The organism is Pseudoalteromonas sp. CO348 (genome assembly GCF_004208845.1).
In the GTDB taxonomy this organism is placed as follows: domain Bacteria; phylum Pseudomonadota; class Gammaproteobacteria; order Enterobacterales; family Alteromonadaceae; genus Pseudoalteromonas; species Pseudoalteromonas maricaloris.
In genome coordinates this window covers 74,736-92,950 of the sequence record NZ_SGPI01000023.1, presented here as the reverse complement: position 1 = coordinate 92,950, position 18,215 = coordinate 74,736, and the positions used below count along the sequence as shown (strand labels likewise).

At 45.8% G+C, this 18,215-nt stretch carries 15 protein-coding genes; 9 read left to right on the top strand and 6 right to left on the bottom strand.

Translation table 11 applies throughout. From position 1 onward, the window contains the following. Position 1 precedes the first annotated feature (1 nt). From EXT48_RS11950 to EXT48_RS11915, 9 genes are all read left to right on the top strand, one after another. The gene (locus EXT48_RS11950) at positions 2–259 is read left to right on the top strand and encodes a phage tail assembly protein (protein ID WP_010378399.1); all 258 of its coding nucleotides are present in this window, start codon (positions 2–4) and stop codon (positions 257–259) included. A gap of 5 nt (positions 260–264) precedes the next feature. Then, the gene (locus tag EXT48_RS24005; RefSeq protein ID WP_017218950.1) at positions 265–390 is read left to right on the top strand and encodes a hypothetical protein; all 126 of its coding nucleotides are present in this window, start codon (positions 265–267) and stop codon (positions 388–390) included. Positions 391–514: 124 nt separating this feature from the next. Further along, on the top strand, positions 515–3,673 hold the full coding sequence (locus EXT48_RS11945; protein WP_130164588.1) for a phage tail protein: 3,159 nt from the start codon (positions 515–517) through the stop codon (positions 3,671–3,673). 14 nt (positions 3,674–3,687) lie between these two features. Next, positions 3,688–4,119 (top strand): phage tail protein, encoded by a 432-nt coding sequence (locus EXT48_RS11940; RefSeq protein ID WP_130164587.1) that lies wholly within the window; start codon positions 3,688–3,690, stop codon positions 4,117–4,119. Positions 4,120–4,144: 25 nt separating this feature from the next. After that, positions 4,145–4,360, top strand: a complete 216-nt coding sequence (locus EXT48_RS11935; protein WP_010378405.1) for a tail protein X — start codon at positions 4,145–4,147, stop codon at positions 4,358–4,360. Position 4,361: 1 nt separating this feature from the next. Further along, entirely contained in the window at positions 4,362–5,372 is a 1,011-nt protein-coding gene (locus EXT48_RS11930; protein WP_128728002.1) for a phage late control D family protein, read from the top strand. Between the two features lie 274 nt (positions 5,373–5,646). After that, entirely contained in the window at positions 5,647–7,575 is a 1,929-nt protein-coding gene (locus EXT48_RS11925) for a LodA/GoxA family CTQ-dependent oxidase (RefSeq protein ID WP_130164586.1), read from the top strand. Between the two features lie 11 nt (positions 7,576–7,586). Then, positions 7,587–8,666 (top strand): NAD(P)/FAD-dependent oxidoreductase, encoded by a 1,080-nt coding sequence (locus EXT48_RS11920; protein ID WP_130164585.1) that lies wholly within the window; start codon positions 7,587–7,589, stop codon positions 8,664–8,666. Between the two features lie 105 nt (positions 8,667–8,771). Further along, entirely contained in the window at positions 8,772–9,911 is a 1,140-nt protein-coding gene (locus EXT48_RS11915; protein WP_069020233.1) for a PAS domain S-box protein, read from the top strand. 27 nt (positions 9,912–9,938) lie between these two features. Here the strand turns inward: EXT48_RS11915 and EXT48_RS11910 are convergent, their stop codons facing one another. The 6 genes from EXT48_RS11910 to EXT48_RS11885 all read right to left on the bottom strand — a co-directional run bounded on the left by EXT48_RS11910 (position 9,939) and on the right by EXT48_RS11885 (position 18,213). Next, a complete protein-coding gene (locus tag EXT48_RS11910) occupies positions 9,939–11,234 on the bottom strand; it encodes a PAS domain-containing sensor histidine kinase (protein ID WP_240703380.1) in 1,296 nt (431 codons plus the stop codon). A gap of 8 nt (positions 11,235–11,242) precedes the next feature. Continuing rightward, a complete protein-coding gene (locus EXT48_RS11905; protein ID WP_130164583.1) occupies positions 11,243–12,613 on the bottom strand; it encodes a sigma-54 dependent transcriptional regulator in 1,371 nt (456 codons plus the stop codon). Positions 12,614–12,681: 68 nt separating this feature from the next. Further along, entirely contained in the window at positions 12,682–15,069 is a 2,388-nt protein-coding gene (locus tag EXT48_RS11900; RefSeq protein ID WP_130164582.1) for an FtsX-like permease family protein, read from the bottom strand. Continuing rightward, positions 15,066–15,773, bottom strand: coding sequence for an ABC transporter ATP-binding protein (locus tag EXT48_RS11895; protein WP_130164581.1), 708 nt, complete (start codon positions 15,771–15,773; stop codon positions 15,066–15,068). The genes EXT48_RS11900 and EXT48_RS11895 overlap by 4 nt, the downstream gene beginning before the upstream one ends. An 18-nt stretch (positions 15,774–15,791) precedes the next feature. Continuing rightward, complete coding sequence (locus EXT48_RS11890) at positions 15,792–17,039, bottom strand: efflux RND transporter periplasmic adaptor subunit (RefSeq protein ID WP_130164580.1); 1,248 nt, start codon at positions 17,037–17,039, stop codon at positions 15,792–15,794. A gap of 235 nt (positions 17,040–17,274) precedes the next feature. Beyond that, on the bottom strand, positions 17,275–18,213 hold the full coding sequence (locus EXT48_RS11885) for a polysaccharide deacetylase family protein (protein ID WP_130164579.1): 939 nt from the start codon (positions 18,211–18,213) through the stop codon (positions 17,275–17,277). Positions 18,214–18,215: the final 2 nt, after the last annotated feature.

Genomic DNA, 18,215 nt, shown 5'->3' with positions numbered 1-18,215 from the left:
CATGAAAGAAATCATTACCTTAGCATTCCCAATTACGGTCGATGGGCATGAGTATGCAGAACTGACAATGAGACGACCAAAAGTACGCGATCGGTTAATGGTGGATAGAGCGGATATCAGCGAGTCTGAAAGCGAAATTCGTTATTTCTCGCACTTATGCGAAGTTTCTCCAGATATCATCGAAGAGCTTGATTGGAGTGATTTTGTGAAGCTGCGAGAAACGCTACAAGCTTTTCTCGTGTCCCGCCAAAGCGCTTAAAGGCCATGGTTATCGCTCTGGCCAAATATACTGGCTGGGGCTTGGCCGAACTCAACGCGCTGACCGAAGACGAACTCATCGAGTGGTTTGAAGCAGCGCTTGATTACAAACAAGCGACAGAAGCGGGCTAAACCGATGACCGCAACCGCCCCTTAACCCTTTAAGGGGCGCATTTCCATACTTTTAGACGCTTTAGCTTAGGCCTCAGCTTAAGCTAAAGCGTTTCATTTTTCTCTATTTTCCTCAGGTAACGCCATGACAAAACAAGGTAAACAGGTTCGTTCACGAGAGGCGAACAAAGTCAAAAATAAGTTGCCACAGGTAACTTCGCTTGCTAACCAAGTTGCACATTTAGGTAGTCTAGTTGCAAAGCTCAATGCCAATTCAGCGACTAGTGCGCAGATCCAGCAATTAATCTCCATCATGACTCAACTTAATGCCAGCGCGGTGTTAAGTCCACAGGCTTCATTCTCAGTACCTGAGTTTCAGGCACCTGCCACTGGTGAAAATGCTGTGCCTAGTAGCCAGCTGGTGCAGCAAGCTGAGCAGGTCATGTTGGCGTTGCCCGATTCTTTACAGCATGCGATAAGTGGCTTGTCTGAACGGGTTGCTGAACTAGATTTCAGCGCCGCAAGCCAAACCGTACAAGTTGAATTGGCGGCATTAGCCGAACACGTTCCTTCACTTTTTAACGCAATTTCCGTTGCACCAGCCGTGACTGCGGCGACAAATGCATCCAAGCAAGGTCAATCTGTAATCGATGCTCAGCAGCAATTTTGCCTAGATGCAGCGTCACTGGGTCAAGCTTTGCCGGAATTTGCATCGAGTTTAGATTTGGCTGCTTTGCCAAAGCAGCTGCTCGAAACAGGCAATTTGTTGAGCAATATTGAGTTTGCAGAGGTACTCAAAGGAGAGCTTGGTTCGTTAACAGAAGCAGCTCCTGCGTTATTAACTCAATTTGGCTTTGACGATGCGGCAAATGTGGTCACGCAGTTTGCGCCAGCTGTGAACCAATTGGATATTCCAGGACTTATTCAAGGCGATTTACAAAGTTTGCAGCAGGCTTTACCAAGCTTGCTAGAAGCCGTTGATCTTAAGTCATTAAACCAAACTCTTGCGCAAGAAATTCCAGCGCTTGCTCAACTTGACTTAGCTGGGCTTGCTAATGGTGAGCTGGGGTCGTTGGCCGCAACATTACCAAACTTACTTGAGGCGGCGGGACTTGATGGTGCCGCAAACTCGGTATCTGCGGCTTTGCCAGCGCTACAACAATTGGACTTGGGCGCAATTGCAGATGGTGATATCCAGTCGTTGCTACAAAGTGCTCCGGCATTATTAGATGCATTGGATATGCAAGGTGCGTCACAGGCTTTTGGTTCAGTTCTTCCTATCGCTGAAAAACTCGATTTTAAGGGCTTAATGGATGGTGAGCTGAGCAGCTTAGTGGATGCCGCACCTGAAGTGCTTAGAGCATTTGAACTTGGCGATGCTGCGGATAAGCTACAAGCTGCGGTTCCTGGCTTAAAACAACTGAATCTCAAGCAAATTGCCAGCGGTGACGTATCGAGCCTTATGGCGGCCGGTCCTTCGTTACTAAAGGCATTTGAATTAGACGGTGCAGCTGGCGTACTCGAAAGCGCATTACCGGCATTAGAAAAACTGGATGTCGACGCGATTTTGGGGGGCGACATCAAGTCCCTTGTAAGCGCTGGCCCCGAATTGTTGAATGCATTTGGGCTAAACGATGCGGCAAGCGTACTAGAGCAGCACGCTGATCTACTCTCCAATATTGATTTAAAAGGCATTCTCAAGGGAGATCTATCTTCACTTACCAACAGCTTACCAGATTTATTTGGTGAGTTTGGATTAGACGGTATTAGCGATGATTTATCTGAGTCGTTTGCTGAGTTAGAAAGCGATGTTGAGAAGAAGAAATCTACGCGTAAAAAAGGACGCAAGAAGCGAGGCAGAAAGCGTAACAAGCGAGCTAGGTCTTCTAATCTAGCGGATAAACAAGAAACGTCGGCGGAGCGCGAGCACAAGCCGCGCAAAATCAACAACCGAAGCGCCAATAAACCCGCTTTGAAACTGTTGGACGGCGGGAAAGCCCCCAGCGTAAAAGCACAGTTAGATAATCAAGCATCGCAACCAAAGTCCAAAGCAAAAGCCAAAAAAGTCAAAATGATGGCTGCCGCAAATGATGCTAGTTATCAAAAGCTTGGCAGTTTCTCTCCAGCTAAAGGTGGCAAACTTGGTCAGTTATTCAAGGGATCTAAAAAGTTACTTGGGCGTGCGGCTGCACCGCTTAGCGTGGCGTTAGGGGCATTCGATGCGTTCACGGCATTAACTGATGACACGTTAACGACTAAAGAAAAAACCACTCAGGTTGGAGCGGCTGCGGGTGGCGCTGGCGGCGCACTCGCTGGCGCCGCAGCAGGCGCGGCAATTGGCTCGGTTATTCCTGTAGTTGGCACTGCAATTGGCGGCTTAGTGGGTGGTGCACTCGGCGCGATGGGCGGTGAGTCAATAGGAGGTTGGTTTGGTGACAAACTTGGAGGTTGGTTCTCTGACGACGCCCAGGATTCAGCTTCAGGCACCTCGAGCCCTTCGGTGACAGAGCGCTTGCTCGATAGCGCAACGAGTTTTGCCACCATGGGGCCGCTGGGCTTAATTGGCGACACCCTAGGCGGTTGGTTATCAAAAGGCGATGAAAACGTTGCGCAAACAGACAGCAAAACGGCTGCGATTAGTACGCCTCAAAACAGTGAAGCAACAAAAAATAACGCACTCGACTTTGTTAAAAATAATGTCATTAATGAGCTGAATTTAGCCACCGGCACGGCTGCTGCGTTTGCTGCTAATCAGGGGATGACAACCGGCAAAATACACGGCGTCAGCAAGGCGGGTGATTTGGCAGGCAGAGCGCTAAACGCACACACGGTATGGGAAACGCTTAATAATGATGGGCTTTCTGTTAAAGAAAAAGCGGCTGGCATTGGTAGCACGCTAGGCGGCATGTTTTCTGCCGACGCGGTATCTGGTGCACTGTCAAAAAGCAAAAATCCCTATGTGAGAATGGCGGCCCCTATGGCGGGTTACCTTACCAACAACATGGTTGGTGATACCATTAAAGGTTGGTTTAGCGAGGATAAAACATCAGCTACCAATGAGGCTAAAGCACCGGATCTAAATAGTGTAAATCAACTGAACGTGAGTGCGAATAAAGCGTCTGAATATTCATCTGCGCCGCAATCGAGCGCAGCATCGGTAACGGTGAACGCCAATATTACTGTCAATGCAAAAGATGGCCAACAGGCTTATGAGGTTGCGCTGCAAGTGAAGCAAATGTTGGATCAGCAGCAGCAACAAGCAGAGCAAGAGCTTAGTGCTCGATATTACAATCAAGTGGCATAACGATAGAGGACTAAATGAGCAAAGTTAATCATGCTAAACATATGATGCAACTGGGAAACTACAAGTTCTCAGTAAGCACCGCAGCGTTTAATAAGCTCCAGTACGATTCTCAATATCGCTGGGAAGCCCACAAATCTCAGACTGATAAGGACTCTCCGCCGATGCAATTTATTGGCGTAGGAGAGCAAACCTTAAACATTGAAGGGGTGATCTTCCCGCAAATTGTGGATAACGGCTTGAAGCAGTTAGACATGATGAGAGATGAAGCCGCCAAAGGGGAGCCGATGACGCTTGGCTATGTTGAAGAAAGTGGGAAATCTAGTCCAAGCGTAGGGCGCGTGATGGGTAAGTGGGTCATCAAACGGATAAGTGAAACGCGGACCTTATTTTTTAATGATGGGATCCCACGAGAAATCCAATTTTCAATGGAGCTCAGCCGCTATTAAGCGCGCTGAGTGCTAAGGAGTCGTTATGAGTAAAGGGGTAACTTATATTACGCGAGATGGCGATTGTCTCGATCTCATCTGTTTTAAGCACTATGGCCGCAGTAGTGGCATGGTAGAAAAGGTGCTAGAAGCCAATCACGGCTTGGCAGAGCTTGGGCCAATTTATTCGGAGCAGATCAGTATTTTTCTTCCCGAAATCGCAAAACCTACTGTGTCTAAAGTGATCAATATTTGGGATTAATATGGACTTACAACCGCATTATTCTATTAAAGCAAATGGCAATGAGGTATCAAAAACACTGAAGAACCGCTTGGCTGAACTCAGTGTTACCACACGCACGGGACTGGCGAGTGATACCTGCTATGTACGATTTGACAATTTAGCTGACGCGCCTATTGCCTTACCCGCACCAACGGATCAACTAGAAATTGCGATGGGATATAAAGAAGGCACCAAAGATCAGAGTGCTCCTTCAACCAAATTAGGTATTTTCGAAGTGGGCGCTTATGAGTTGACTGGCCCCAATCGCTCATTGACATTTTATGGTAATAAAGTGCTGTGGGATCAAGATTTTAAAGCGTTAAAAATACGCTCATGGCCAGAGCAGGGGAAGGATGAGCCGCTGATGCTGGACAAGCTTATTCAAGACATTGCTGGTGAGTATGGGCTACAGGCAAAAATAGGCGATGCTTTTCAGGGCCGAGAAATACCGCACATTGAGCAAAGTGAAAGCGATATGCAATTGCTAAGCAAGCTTGCTGTGCAGTTTGATGCAATCATGAAGATTGCGGATGACAAGCTTATCTTTATGGCTAAAGGCACCGGAAAGTCGTTAACTGGCAAAGCTTTACCTAGCGTGACGGTAAGTAAAAAGCAGCTGGTTTCATGGCAGCTTAATGCTAACCACAACAAGTTAGTTAAAGGGGTGCAGGCGTATTTTTACGATAAAGCGTTAGCGCAAAAAACATTGGTAAGTGTCGGTGGCGGTTCACCTAATACTACACTCTCTTACGTTTATCCTAATGAAGCCGAAGCACAAACCGCGGCGACGGCCATGTTACAGCGCTTAAATCGAGCGCATACCAGTGTGCAACTTTGTGTGGTTGGCGACCCTAATTTATTAGCAGGTGGCGTGATAACTATCGAAGAGGTTGACGATAATCTCAACGGTGACTGGTTTGTCTGTGAGGTCAAACATGTAATTAATCACGCCGGCTTTAAAAGCTATTTAGTATGCGAAGCGTTAGGTTAAGTTAAATCCCACACTTTTTATATTAGGCGTCAGCGATTATCGCGTTGAACGCTACTTTCCTTAATTTTTTCCTTTCTCCCTGTGTCCCGCACAGGGTGTACTTTTATCTCATCCATCATAGGTGAGATATCACCCTTTCTCCATGTGGGCCATCCTCATTTTGAGGCTCTGGCCTCTTTCCTACCTGTAATTCAATGTAATGGTGTAAGTCAGAAATAGCTTCTACACTGCAGTAATGCTTCATGACTTGAACCACTGCAAAAAGGATTACAACATGTCACATCACTGCAATCAAAATCCCATTGTTTCAGCTGCGATATACCCACCCATTGGAGTAATGCGGGTTGGTAACAGCCCAGATGAATTTTTTATTGGTCCTGAGGTCGATACCGCCATTCCAAGAGATATGAATTACTATCGCGATAGCACGGGAGCGTTGAAGCGCCAAGCTGCGCGATTTCGTATTTATGGATTGGACGCCGAGGGCAACATCGTTAAAGAGCTTACTTGCGACGATGGTGCTTCTATCATTTGGCATGCACGCTTGGCTAATCAAAAAGCATCTTGGTATGAGTTTCAATTAGCGTTGGATATTCCAGAGGCGGCTGAAGCCGAGCCGAGTTTACTGCGCAACCTCAATGTAAACGACCGTAACAGCTTGCTCATTGATGGTGGGGCGCAGCAGATCAGTGGTATTGCTTCAGGGTGCGGTTGTAGTCGCTTTGAAGGATGTTTTGTCGGTAAAAAAGTGTACTTAGGCGAAATGCGTACCGATGATAAGGGCCGCTTACTTATGCTTGGTGGGCACGGGGTGTCAGAAAACCCTCAAGGCCACGAGGCGATCACGTTCGGTAATAATGAAGGCTGGTACGACGATACTTCGGACGGCCCTGTAACTGCTGAGGTGAAATATCAAGGCAAAGCACTTGATGTGAAACCAGCATGGGTTATTTGTGCGCCACCAGATTACGCGCCAATGCAAAAATCTCCGCGAACCATGTGGGATTTAATGCGTCAGGTTGCAGTTGACGCCAAGATGCTACCTGCACCTAAGGGTAAGCCTTCCTTTAGTAAAGACATTCTGCCAATTTTCCAAAGGTTAACCGATTTACAATGGGTTAATGCGGGATTTGCCGCAGGGTTTGGCTGGAATAGCCCCTTTGATTTTACTTCAGAGACTTGGATCAGCCGTTTAAATGACAATTCACGCACATGGCAAGAAGCAAGACGTAATCTCTTTAATAACTTTAGACAGATAGAAAAAGTCACCACGGCGGATGAAAAACATAGTTGGAACCCTAAATTTGCCGCTACCGCTCCGCAGTTGTGGCCTTGGTTGTACGGCGATGCGATGAGTGTAGATGCCGATGACTCGCCAAGGCAGTTTGTCACCCTGACAGACATTCAGTTGAATATGTTACAGCAGTGGTCGAATGGCGAATTTGACTCTGATTACGACCCTTGTTATTGCCCCCCAACCAGCATTGATGAAATTCCGGTTGCTGAGCAGCCTGAGATGTTAACTAAAGCGGCGATGGAGTTTTGTTTAGCGGATGCTTTCCACCCTGGATGTGAAATGACTTGGCCAATGCGTACAGCGGGCATGTATAGCGAGGCTTTCCGTCTTAAACATTCAGAAGATACTGCACCGACCCACGGCACCAATTATGGCGTGGAAATGACATCAGAAATCGCGCTGCATTCGAGCGGCCCATTAAAAACGGGGCAGGTTGCTGGTGGCATTACACGTTGGATGGCCATTCCTTGGCAAACAGACACCGCGAGTTGTCGCGATGGCTACAATGAAGCTTACGACCCTTATTTACCGACCTTTTGGCCTGCACGAGTGCCAAATAATATGCTTAGCGAGCAAAATTATCACCAAGTAGTCGATGAAACTAAGCCATTTGCAGAGCGACAAGCAGCATTTAATGACCGGGAGCTGTGGCTAAACGATTTGCCGATAGGCCCTTCAACCAACTATATTGAGCAGATCAACAGTATGATCACTGGGTTTGGTCAACTGGCGGTGGTATTACCGAAAACAGAAAAAGGCGTAACTGGTTTTCCAACCACCATGCAAGTAGGGTTAACACCAGTCAAAGCGGAAAAACTGCTGGCTGCGGATAATAACGAAAGCATGCGAGATTGTCGTCCTGATTTGTCACAAACCGACAAAGCACATCGCCGGAACCGCAAATAATAAGGGCTAATATGGCTGAAAGGAAATCGGATATTGTCATTGTAGGTGCAGGCATTGCAGGATGCATTGCTGCACTTGCTTTGCATCCTCACTATCAGGTGATAGTAGTCGATAAGCTCGCCGCAGCTAAAGACAAAGTGGGCGAGTGTTTACCGCCAGCGGCGTCTAGAATTCTCAAAAAGCTTAACTTGTTGCACTTACTACAAAGCCCGGAACATCTCACTTGTCACGGTATGATTTCGTTTTGGGGCAGTGAATCGCCTACCATAGTGGATAACGTTAAAAACCCTGATGGTTTGGGGTGGCACATTCATCGGCAGCATTTTGAACAGCAACTTCGTGATCAATTAGTGCTTCGTGGTATCCCTTTGTTATCTTCTACAAAGCTCACTGATGTGGTGCAATCACAATCAGGGTGGCAAGTTAGGGCTGAAGGCTGCGACACTGACATGTCTATCACGACAACACTGCTTATTGATGCCACCGGTCGCGCCTGTCATCTAGCGAGGCGACTCGGTGCAAAACTACAACAGTTTGATAAGCAAATGGCACTGTGGCTTACCGCGGAGGTTGCCACAACGAAACAGTTTGCGGTGATAAGCGATGAAGAAAATGGCTGGTGGTATAGTGCGCCGAGCGCGGCATGCTCTTCACTCGACCCTAATATGCAGCCTCGGGTGTTTTCTTGGCAGGCGTGTGCTGATGCGATCAAAAAGTGCAACATCACCAACGCTCGAGATTTTTTAGCCAAAGTTAAGCAGGTGAGGGGATTTAACACTTTAGTGGACTTGGTGAATATGGAAACGGCACATCTGCATCCAATGGTAAGTGCAAATTCGGCCCGTTTGGATAGTTGTGCAGCAAAAGGCTGGTATGCGGTGGGTGATGCGAGCATGAGTTTTGATCCGCTCTCTTCGCAAGGCATGTTGCATGCCATGACTAGCAGCATGCAACTTGCGGATATGCTGCTGTTGCACGGCATGGATTACAAACATGGCGCAAAACTATATCAGTCGCAAATGGATAGAGTGTGGATGCGCTACCTTGAGCATCGACAGCACTTTTACGAGGGGTCAAAGTTAGTCGGTTAACACGTATTATTGCTTTGTTTTGATGCTGAAAAAGTAGCAGGTAACGATAATTGAGCTACTGTTTAAAGGTATATAAATAAGCGGCGTTTGGTTTAAGGAAGCTATATGCCTATCCAGCAAGATAACATTGAAGAAACCTTGTTTTTCAGCCAGTTACTAAAGCAAACCTCAGCAATAGAATTATTAAAACAAGTACTTATGCATTCTCATCATGCGGTGGTTGTCACCGATGCAGATAGGGAAAATGGCTATCGCATCGTCTACGCCAATAAAAAGTTTTGTACGCATACGGGTTATGAGCTCGCAGAACTTGTTGGCAATTCCCCTGCGATTTTACAAGGGCCTAAAAGTAATAAAAGCGTTATTGCTAAGCTAAGTGATGCCCTTGAGCGCAACGGCTTTTTCTATGGCTCCTCTATTAACTATCGTAAAGATGGCAGTATGTATCCGGTAGAGTGGAATATTTCCGCTATTCGTAATGAACAAGGAGAGGTGACGCATTATATTTCGATGCAAAAAGACTTAACTAATCTGCGTCGACTCGCAGAACAAATCCAAGAGTCGACAGAAGTCTTTAAGAAGTTTTACTTTAAAATCTCACATAATCAGGCATTTGTTGGGCCTGAAGCGCGACGCCAAAGAGATCGAGGAAAGATTGCGCCAGAGGCAATTGAGTTGTTTGATGAAACCCTCGAAGAGCTCAAGAAAAATGAAAAATTACTCAACGGTAATTTACGCTCAGAAGCCGCCAATGATCTATTCGATGATGCTTTTTTCGATATGGGCCCAGACGACCTCGGAGCATTTTCAAGTAAATTGCAAAAAGAGGCGGAATCTGCCAGCGAATTTTGGCTTGAGTGTCCGATAGAAGGCGATGATGTTGCATGTTTACTTGAAGCCGTAGAAGAGGTGGATGCCGAAGTTGGCCTTATTCAAGCCAACGGATATTCACAGCAACGTATTGAACTAATTGTAAAATTGTACAAAGAATTGGCTAATAGCTTGTATTTTTGTGTTGAGTTTAATGATGGCGCGTTATTAATTGATGAGGTTGCAGAATGTTTAACTGCGCATTTGCACGACAAAGATATTCCCGTTGAGATGCTGGTGATGTTTAACAAAGATTTATTTGTTTGGATTAAAGAAGTGTTTGAATCGAAAGAATGCGACAACATCTATAGTGGTGAAACCAATACCATTGCCGCTGGCCGTCAGTTGATTGCGATGCTTAAAATGTCTGAATAAATGTTGCCTAGCAGTGGCGGTGAACACTCACCTATTCGCTGCCGCCAGTGGAAGCTGAATATGAGCAATTGCGCCTTGTGCTTCTTTACGATTGGTTAAGCTCAGTTTTCCGTTATGCTGTTCAACGATATTTTTAGCTAAGATGAGCCCAATCCCTTTACCCGCTGCTTTAGTGGTGTAAAAAGGTACAAATAGGTTGTCAGCGTTCTTTATGCCATGCCCTTCATCGAGTACTTCAATACCTGCGAATTTATGATTGTGATATGCTTTGACGTAAACAGCATTGCGCTTACCTCCCGCTTCCAAGGCATTTTTGATCAGGTTTACAAGTGCTTGCTCAAGTAAGCTTTGATCAATTTGCAGCGTAAAGTTCTGTTCAATGGTTAATCTCACGCGATTGTCGAAAAGCCCTACGAGCGGTGTTAGTAAGTCATTTATGGATATCGCTTCTATATGAAGTTGATGCTGTTTTGCAACGCTTGCATAGCGATTAACAAATGACATCAGGCCATCGCTGCGCTGCACAATTACGCCAAGCGCCTGTTCAAAATCGGCTTGATTCTCTTGCGTGGTAGGAATTTCTATCAAGGTTTGAGCCAGTGACTTAATTGGCGAGAGAGAATTATGAATCTCGTGGCTGAGCACTCTGATCATTTTTTGCCAAGCGTCGCGCTGAGCTTGACTGACAACTGCGTGCACATCGGTCAGGATCACTAAGTGCGCCTGCATACCTGCAATGGTAAGCTCGCTATAGCGAAGCTGCCACTCATCACCTAGGGTGGAATGGTTAAAGCGCCAATGTCCACTATGATACTCAAGGCTAAACTTATGCGCTTTTAATAAACGCTGGCTTTGCCATGGTTTCCCTATCCAATTTGAGAAGGCTTCATTGGCATGCACCAATGCAGTATTGTTATCGAAAATTGCGATGGGGCTGGGCAGTTGTTCAATGAGTCTAAATAGTAATATGGCTTGGTGGTCTCGCTCTGATTTGAATGATTGCAGCTGCTGACATAATTGCTGTGTTTCTTGCTGCAAACTGTGAAGAATGCCTGAGCTTTCAGAGGTGTAAAAGCGCTGCCCATACTCTTCGTTTTTGATAGCCTCTATGGTGGTTGATAGATGATAAAAAGGTTGTATCAGGCGCTGTTTAAAATGATACAACAGCAGTGCGAGCGGACAAAGGACAAGGAAAAAGTAGGTGATAACACTGAGTGTTGAGACCTCAAGGGTGACCATAAAAAAAGCGCTGAGTACGGCGAACAGAAGCCAAATAATCAGGCAAAAAATCTCGATAGTCTGTTCAAAGTTAGGCTTTTTCATAGGCAAGCTCACCGCGTTTTGATATCGAATTTATCAAGGCGACGATATAGGGCACTTTTACTGATCCCAAGTAAAACCGCAGCATCTTCCACATTATCATGGCATTGGCACAGCGCCATTTTAATCAACTTTTGCTCGGCTTGATCTAGCGTCATCATTTCAGGCTCGCTCTGCTCTGTGGTTGCTACAGATTTAAAAGAAAGCGCGCTTTGTTCAATTTCAGTGCCATCACACAGCAAAATCGCACGTTCCATCATATGGCTAAGTTCACGGATATTACCTGGGAATGCGTAACTTTGTAGTCTTGTTTGCGCTGCGTGAGACAAAGGTTTTACGTCTAATTCATAGGCCGTTGCGTGCTTTTGAATAAAAAAGTCGGCCAGCGGAATTATCTCAGTGCGACGCAAGCGCAGTGGTGGGATCTCAAACTCCATTGTATTTAGTCTGAAATATAGATCACTACGAAATTGACCTGCTTGTTGTTGCGATTCTAAATCTGCATTAGTTGCACTAATAATTCGACAGCTTGCATGCTGCGTTTTGCTTGAGCCAACGGCTTCATATTCCCCTGTTTCTAATACTCGTAGTAGCTTCGCTTGTTGAGACTCAGTGAGAGTGCCTACCTCATCTAAAAATAAAGTCCCTTGCTCAGCCATTGAGAAACGGCCTTGTCTATCCTGTTTAGCGTCAGTAAACGCACCTTTCACATGGCCAAACATTTCACTTTCAAACAATGACTCTGGAATGGCAGCCATATTGGTGCTCACAAAGTTGCCTTTGATGTTGCTTTGCTGGTGGATATAGTTGGCAATCTGTGATTTTCCTGTCCCATTTTCCCCTCTAAGCAATATATTCGCTTTGGTTTTTGCAATACGGTCAAGTTGGCTTTTTAGTGTTTGCATCGTGGGGCTTAACCAGAGTAACGCTTCAGCTGGCTCTACATTTGACGCTATTTTAGCTATGGTTTGTTGGGAGGAAGCAGGTTGTTGTTTTGCAGCGATTTGCTTTAGCCCTAAATGCTTTTTCACCATCAATACTACAGCGTGATTGTCCCAAGGCTTGGCAAAAAAGTCTTTGGCGCCGCACTGCATGGCTTCGACGGCGAGTTCGACGCTAGACCAAGCGGTCATCGCAATAAATGTTGCGCTACTTTGGCTTGCATATTGACTCAAAAAAGAGAGGCCTTCATCGCCGGATGTTGTATCGAATTCATAGTTCATGTCTAGCAGTACAATATCAATGTCGTTCGCATTGAGCTGCTTAGCGGCACAATCAAGACTACTACTTTGGAAAATGGTAAAACCGTGGTTTTTTAGTAAAAACTGTAAGCTAAGGCGGATATCGGCCTTGTCATCAACAATTAAAATTGAACCTTGCATAGTGTGTTGTAGGCAAAGTGAGATTAAACGCCACGCTTTGCCTACGCATTCCTGTTGTTATTATTAACTTATTCGTTTCTTAGCGCTTTAATGGGATCTTGGCTTATCACTCTTTGCACTGGTAAATAGCTTGCGATGAGCGCGATCAGCAGCATGATAGGGATGGTCACGATAACGGCGAACCAGCTCATGGAAATAGCAGTTGTGCTTATCTTTATGAGTATCTCATATCCGATTGCAACGGTTAATGCACTCACTCCAAGGCCAATCATTACCGGTGTTAGACTCTGCTTGAGCACTTGTGCTATCAGTTTGTGTGTATGTGCGCCCAACGACAAGTGAATGCCAAGCTCATAGCGACGCATTTGTACGCTGTAATTGAGCACGCCGTAGATCCCTGCGCCAGCTAGGCTTAAGGTAAGGGCTAATAGGGCGACAGTCAACATTGCTTGCAGCCAAGTTTGTCTTAGCCTTTGGGTTAGCATGTCATCTACAGGCTCAAAAAAAGCAAAGTTTAGACTCGGATGAATGGCCTTGAGAGCATGAGTTAATTGGGCTTTAGACAGCTCCGCATTCCCCTTGATAATAAAAGATGTGCTGCCTTCAGTGACAGGCAAGTAATAGCGCTCTAAGGTATAGCCTCGGTTGCCCGTAGGCACGTAAATATCACTCACAACCCCAACCACTTTTCTTGGCACCTCTCTGTCAGCATAGAGGGTTTGACCGATAGGGTTTTCATCTTTGTACAAACGCTTAGCGAGTGAGGCTGAGAGAATTATTTCATTGTTGTCTGAGCCTGAGGCCATGATTGGTGTAAACCGGCTTCCTTGCTCAAGTGGCAGTGAAAGCGCAGTGAAACCGTCTTCGTCGTAAAAGGACAAACTGACGATACCGATCAGCGCGATATTTTGATCATACAAATAGTTTTGCCATCCCATTTGTAGTGGTGAAGTGTAACTTGCTGATACCGATGCGATGCTCGCTTGATTGGCTAAAAGCTGTTTGATTTGTTTGCCAAGCTCAAAGTTATCGATTTCTGTGGCACTGCCATCGATACGGACATAGTACAAATGCTCAGTATCAAATCCTGTGGGATGAGTCATTTGCGCGTATGCGGGAACTAATTTGTTGGCTGCAAGAAAGAGTAAAATACTGGCAAAGCACACTTGTAATGCCACCAACACTTGACGAGTACGCTTGGAAATTTGCGCGCCAGTGCCTTTACCGCTGCTGTGTAGCGCATCTGTCAGGGCATGATAGTTTACTTGTTTGCTGGTAAACCAGGCGATGAGTAGCGCTATTATCAGACTCAGTGCACAAGCAACCACTATGGTCGGCCAGTCCAGAGTTAAGCCCTGCATGCGACTAAATAAATAGCTCAAGTCGTTTGCTAACCAAACATTCAACCACTCGGCAAGCAATAACCCGAGTATAGTCGCTGCGCCCACTAACAGGACGCTTTCGCAAAACATACTGACAAAAATGTGAGTAGGCTTTGCCCCCAGTGCCGCTTGAATTGCCATAGTGCGTTGTTTTTGCGCAGCCCTTGAGAGAAATAAATTAACCACATTGGTCAGGGCAATAAGCACCAAAACCGCTGCTGAGAACAACAAGGTAATGGCGAGCTCATCACTTCGTGCAACGATTTTGTCGCGCAGTGGTGTAAACTGAGCGCCAATTCGCGTGTTAGGCGCTACGTTTTCACGGGATTGGTAAAGCGTGTTAATTTGCTCGCCCAGCGCATGATTCATCTGCTCTATGTTTACACCCGCTTTAAGTCGAGCGATTCCGTTAAACTGGCTACTGATGTTATTCCAGTGCGAGGTGGTGGTGACAGGCTCCGGAAAGCTACTAAAGCCGCTAGCGGGAAAGCCACCAAAGATCTCAGGCACTTCAAACGCTTCTCCCGTTACTCCGATAATTTGATAGCGTTCACGATCTATGGACGTGTAGCTACCAACGATATCTGGATCGGCATTAAAGTGCATTATCCAAGACTGGTAACTCAGGACTAAAACTTTTTGTTCATCACTGACGCCTTCGTCTTGCTTTAGCGCGCGACCAAGATGCAGTGGCGTGCCCAACAACTCAAAGAATTCGGGAGTCACTCGAATAATGTCTACCGTGGGCATATCCTTAATGTCCATAAAACGAGATGATACGAAATGCATCATCGTCATTTTGTCGATAAATTGCTTATCTTGATAGAGTTGAAACTGGGTGGAGAGCAGTTGGAATCCATATTGGGTTTCTCCATTAATGGTTTCGCTTTGATCGGTCACCCACAGCTTTTCTGCATCAGGGTAGGGAAGCGGTTGCGTGATCAATCTATGGTTGATATTAATCACTACCGTTAGCGCTGCTAAGGTTAATGCTAGGGTAACAAGTACGGTAAGACTAAATCCCGGAAGCTTCCTAAGATTTGACAGTGCGAGCTTACATTCCTCTTTTATCATCCCACCATCTCCAAATTCATTTCATCCACCATCACCCCATCTAACAAGAACAGTTTACGTTTTGCCATGTCTGCATACCTAGGGTCGTGGGTAACCATACACATCGTTGTGCCTTGGGCGTTTAGGTCGCTCAGCATGTTCATTACGGCATCGCCATTTTTTGAGTCCAAGTTTCCTGTAGGTTCGTCAATAAGCAGAATATCTGGCTGATTGGCGAGTGCACGGGCGATGGCGATACGTTGCTGCTGTCCGCCTGACAGTTGATTGGGCTTATGTTCTGCTCTGTGGGTCATTTGTACTAACTCCAAGCAAGTCATTACCCGTTCTTTTAACGCAGTATTTGAGAGTGCAGTGCTACTGTACTTGATAGGTAAGGCGATATTGTCAAAGACGTTCAATTCATCAATGAGATTAAATGACTGAAACACAAAACCGATATGTTTATTTCTTAGTGTGGCTCTTTGGTTGACGTCAAGGTTGCTGACATCGTTACCCGCAATTGTGTAGGTGCCGGTGCTTGGGCTGTCTAATAAACCAAGAATATTTAGAAGTGTTGATTTGCCGCAGCCCGATGGGCCTGAAATTGACAGATATTCGCCCTGCGTCACATTGAGGTTTACGCCACGCAGTGCCAGTGTTTCCATTCCGCCGAGGACAAACTTTTTAGTGATGTTTTTAAGTTCAATAACGTGTTTATTATTCATTGTTCTTCCTTTGGTTTGTTATTTGCTCAAAGTCACTACGGGTGTGTCGGCATAAGATGCCATATCCGACAAAATAAACTGCTGATTTGTCGAAGCGCCACTGAGCAGCTGAATGTGCTGTGACGTTTCTGCGCCATAGTGTACTTGAATTGCACGGGCTTGTTGTTTTTCTTTATCAACAAGATATAAGGTTGCTTGGCTATAAGGTTTTGCACCGATGGGTTTGTCGATGAACAGTGCGGAACTCAATTTGTCGATAGAGACTTTCCCCTCAATATTTAGCTCGGGGCGAGCACTCGCGGGCAGACTTTTAGGCAGTGTCACCTCAACTTCAATATTGCCATTTTGTACCATTGGATTAATGCGCGACACTTGGCCTGCAATTAAGTCGTTACGGGTATTGATGCTCACATGCTGAGCCAGCTTTATTTGCTGGGCATAGGCTTGTGGGATCTGCAATTGCGCATATAAATCAGTGGTGCTGCCAACTAACACCAATTGAGTGCCAAGAGAGACACTTTGTCCAAGTTCCACATGAAGTTGTTGCAATACTCCTTTGATCCCAGCCCGTACAGTGAGCTTATTCACCCTATCTTGCACCAATAAAAATGCTTCATTACTGGCATCAATATTCGACTGCGCAAGCTGCAGGTTGGCTTTGTGTAAGGTCTGCAATTGTGATATTCGCTGTTGTTCAATATTAATGCGGCGTTTCAGCTGGCGATGGGTAAGTACCGCGCGTTGGTAGTCGAGTTTAGAAACAACTCCATCTTCAACCAATTCTCCTTGAGCGCTAACCTCCAGCTCGGCACTTTCTAACTCAGATCTCAGAATTTCCAAATCCGCCTGATGAGACAGCAGTTCTCGTTGTTGATTGATATCGAGCTGTAGATATTGGTCTTGCGATTGCGCCAAACTGCGTTTGGCATCTTTTAAAGATTGGGCCAAATTTGCATCTTGTAACCTCATGATGATGCTGTCGGGGTTAACTTGTGCACCTGGGCGCAGCAAAATTTCTTCAACCGTGGCATCGCTTGCGGCACTTATCAAACGCGGCGTTCTCGATTTAAGCTGACCATATCCAGATACACTGACCTCTAAATCCCCTTGCTGGACCTCCGCAATCCATGTTTTTGCCATAGGCAAAGATGCCTGCGCTGAGGGTTGTAATAGCAGCCATATAATAACTACGGCGAAAATAGTTCCGCCAACGGCCCACAACCAGTTAACCTTGTTGCGTTTTTTATGTTCGACTTGTATATCCATGTTGATATCTCTGGTGGAATGAAGGTTGTTATTACTCAGTAGATAACAAGTCACATGCCAAAATTTAATTCACTGAAATTATTGGATTTTTTACTTTCTCTGTTTGCAGGGAAGGAGTGCTTTTTGCGGTTTCGAAAATAAAAATTGTGGATTTGGGAAGCTCGATTGTATTTGCAAGTGCGCAGAAGAAAATAGGCTCATCAATAGAGCCTATGAATTGCAGCGTTATTATTTGTTAAAACACACGTTCTGGGTTGGTTGGTACGTCTTGCTGTTTTAGGGTCCATTTCGCTATGTCTATTTTGCGCATAAACTTAACCTTTGGATGCGATTTCGCGTAACGAATAAAGTCGTCAAGTGCTTTTACGCGAGCAGGACTGCCTGCGAGCCTGTCGTGTGCACTGATAGACATCATCCGGCGCTGGGATTTTCCTTCTTCATAAAGCACATCAAACTCGTCCTTTAACTCTTGCAAATAGGCTTTTGCTGTCATTGCGGAACTGCCGCCATAGCGCACGATATCGTTATTTCTAAAGGTATAAGGCACCACCACGAAGGGTTTGCCATTGACCGGGGTAAACGAAGGCTCATCCCGAGATAGGTCATCTATATGATAGATAAATCCAAGGGACTGCAAAATAGTTAGAGTTTGCTCAGAATGGCGCATCCAAAATGCATTAAAGCCTTGTGGTCTTTGCCCGGTGATCTTTTCAAGCACATCTGCACTGTGAATATAAGATGCACGTTCCTCTTCGGGTGTCATCGAGTATTGTGGTGTCCAGTTTTGTCCATGACCTGAAATTTCATGCCCTTTTTCTGCCACCATTTTGGCAAGTTTAGGGTTAAGCTCTGCAGCTTTTCCTACCATGTGGGACGTCACTTTGATGTTGTGCTTATCCCAAAGCTTAAGCAATCGTGGGATCCCTTCATTCATACCATACTGATACCAAGTAGGAGCGACGGTGTCGGGATAGCCCGCTTCTTGCTGAGGAAATGGCCCAGGATCGCTTGGGTCTTGCGCGGTTGCTTCAAACTGCATGGAGATAGAGATCACCAATTGAGCATCATCAGGCCAGTAATGGCCAGACTCCATTTCAGCGCCGTGGGCTGTGCCTGCAAGCAGGGCGGTTGCTGTTAGTAGTGCTCGAATACTTGTGGTCAACGTGGTACGCATGG